This is a genomic window from Dethiosulfatibacter sp., from assembly GCF_983023055.1.
This window is the reverse complement of sequence record NZ_CEZJXU010000389.1, coordinates 1-2,527: the sequence shown is the minus strand read 5'-3', so window position 1 is coordinate 2,527 and position 2,527 is coordinate 1. Positions and strand designations below refer to the sequence as shown.

Here is a 2,527-nt window from a genome sequence, read left to right as displayed (position 1 = left end):
CCTCCCACACTTGATGTATAACCTGTAATGTTTTCTTCTTTGTCTAGTATTTTACTTATTTCATCAATTAGGTCCTCGGTATTCCTAATGTCGCCTTTTTTTTCGTTGGTTACGTCTATATAAAGATAATCTTTGTCTGCAAAGGGGAAGATTTCCACAGGAAGGAAATAGAGGCCTATGCCTACTGAAAGGGCAAAGAAGGCAAAGATGGAAACTATAGTCACTACGCTGTGTTTTAGTCCGGTTTGCAGCATTGAAGCGAAAAGTTTTTTGGTTCTGTTTTTGCCAGGTAAAATCATTTTCACCTTACCTTTGAAAATACAGGTAAGGGCAGGGACAAGAAGCATTGCTGCAAAATATGAAGCTGTAAGGGAAATAATGACTACTGAAGGAAGGGACTTGGTAAATTCCCCAGCTTCTCCTGGAAGAGCTATGAGGGGAGCGAATGCAGCTACTGTAGTAAGTGTAGATGAAAATACGGGGCCTGATGTTTCTAGAGCTCCATCAATTGAAGCCTTTACTGGTTCAACGCCTTCATCGAGCTTCACCTGTATGGCATCCGTAACTACTATTGAGTTGTCCACCAGTATTCCGAGGGCAATTATAAGTGCAGCTATGGAAATCTGGTGAAGGTCAATTTTCATATAGCGCATTATAGTGAAGGTGAGGAATATGCTGAAGGGAATTGCAGTTGATACTATCGCAGCATTCTTGTATCCCATGCCAATAAATACTGTCACTATTACAAACAGTATTCCTTCCAGAAGGTTTAGTATGAACTTGTTGATGGAGTTTTTTACTTCATCAGGTTGATAGACAAGCTTTTCAGCCTTGATATTTTGAGGAAGATTGGCCAGTTTTTTGTTTAGAACATCCTCAACATCTTTTCCGATTTTTACTATGTTTTGGTCATCTTTAAAATAACCTGTTATTAGAACTGCAGGATTCTTGTTTGTTTTGAATTTTTTTACATCATCATTATAACCCATATGGATATTTGCAATATCTTTTAGTCTGGTTATTCCGAAATTGTCTGAAATATGGATAACTAGATTTTCTATGTCATGTATGTCTTCAAAAGTTCCCGGTATGCTTACGTTTATTTTTCCTGAAGAGGTATCAAGGGAACCGGAAGGTATGTTTATATTTTGAATAAGTAAAAGGTTGTATACGTCTTCAACAGATAATTCTGTCTTGTCAAGACTGTTTAGGTTGATTTCTACATATACCTGCTTTTCAAGATCTCCTTCTATATTGACTTTTTTAATGCCGTCAACCCTCAGAAGGTCGTTTTTTATGTTTTCTGCAAAGTAGGAGAGTTTGTCATAGGAGAAACCTTCTCCTGACAATGTGATTATGAGACCTGCAGTTTCAACCATATTCTCCGTATCGATCTCAGGAGCATGGGATCCTTCTGGAAGGTCGTCTTTAATGGAGTTTATAATCTTATTGAGATTTGACCATTGTTCATCTTTGTCCACTGAATAGTTTATGGTTACAATAACAACAGATACATTGCTTGAGGAAATGGATTCTATGTTTTCAATTCCTTCAAGAATGGAAATTTCATTTTCGATTTGTTTTGTTATGAGTGATTCGATTTCTTCAGCAGAAGCGCCGGGATATATTGTTGTAATCATTGCAGAAGGACTTGTTACATCAGGATTTTCCTGTCTGGGCAGACTGGTATAGGAAATTATTCCGGATATCATCAGAATGACAACCAATATTACGGTAACCTTTCTGTTGTGTACTGAAAAATGTATTAATCCATTCATGATATCACCTTTCCTGACTTTTCACTTTATATCCTTCAAGTACGCTGTCCAGTCCTAAGGTAATGATTTCATTACCTGGGTCTACACCTTTAACCAGAATCTTGTCTTCGTTTATATTCATTATAGTGATGTTTCGTCTTGAGGCTCTTCCGTCTTCAACTAGGTATACGTAGTCTTCTCCGTCATTGAGTACAGTGGATATATCAAGCCATATGCCTTCTGTTTTTCCAAGGATGAATTCAACCTTGGCAGTGGAACCAATGAGAATATTATCAGTGGAACTGTCAAGGTTTATAGTTGTGAGGTAGGCGAGGGAATTGGGGTCTGGAATTTCACTGATTGATTCTATGGTTCCATTAAAGGTAATTTTGTTGATTACAACTTTTGATTGAATATCTTTGTCAAGCTTGTAGACATCTTTGATGGAAATACCAACTTCCACAACCAGCTCGTTGCTACTTGTGATGACTATGGGATAACCTGAAGCAACGGCATCTCCTTCCTCGTTGAAAACAGAAAGGACAGTGCCGTAAGAGTCACTATATAAAATTGAATCTTCAATAATGGATTTGTATCCTTCATAGGCATTTTTTGCAGCTAAATAGACAGAGTAGGAAGACTGGATATCTTCATCGCTTGAACCTTCAAGGATTTTATTGAAAAGTTCTACAACCTGAAGATATTCTTTTTCTGAAATGCTCATACTTAGTTCAGCCTGCTCTAAAGAAGACAATGATATGACATTCTCT

At 37.4% G+C, this 2,527-nt stretch carries 2 protein-coding genes; both read right to left on the bottom strand.

Features of this window, described 5'->3' with window-relative positions:
* Positions 1 to 1,778, bottom strand: a 1,778-nt coding sequence (locus AC3AX0_RS11435) for an efflux RND transporter permease subunit (protein WP_487550412.1), incomplete at its 3' end; no start/stop codon positions are given.
* A 4-nt stretch (positions 1,779 to 1,782) separates the two neighbouring features.
* A partial coding sequence (locus tag AC3AX0_RS11430) for an efflux RND transporter periplasmic adaptor subunit (protein WP_487550411.1) occupies positions 1,783 to 2,527 on the bottom strand: 745 nt, incomplete at its 5' end.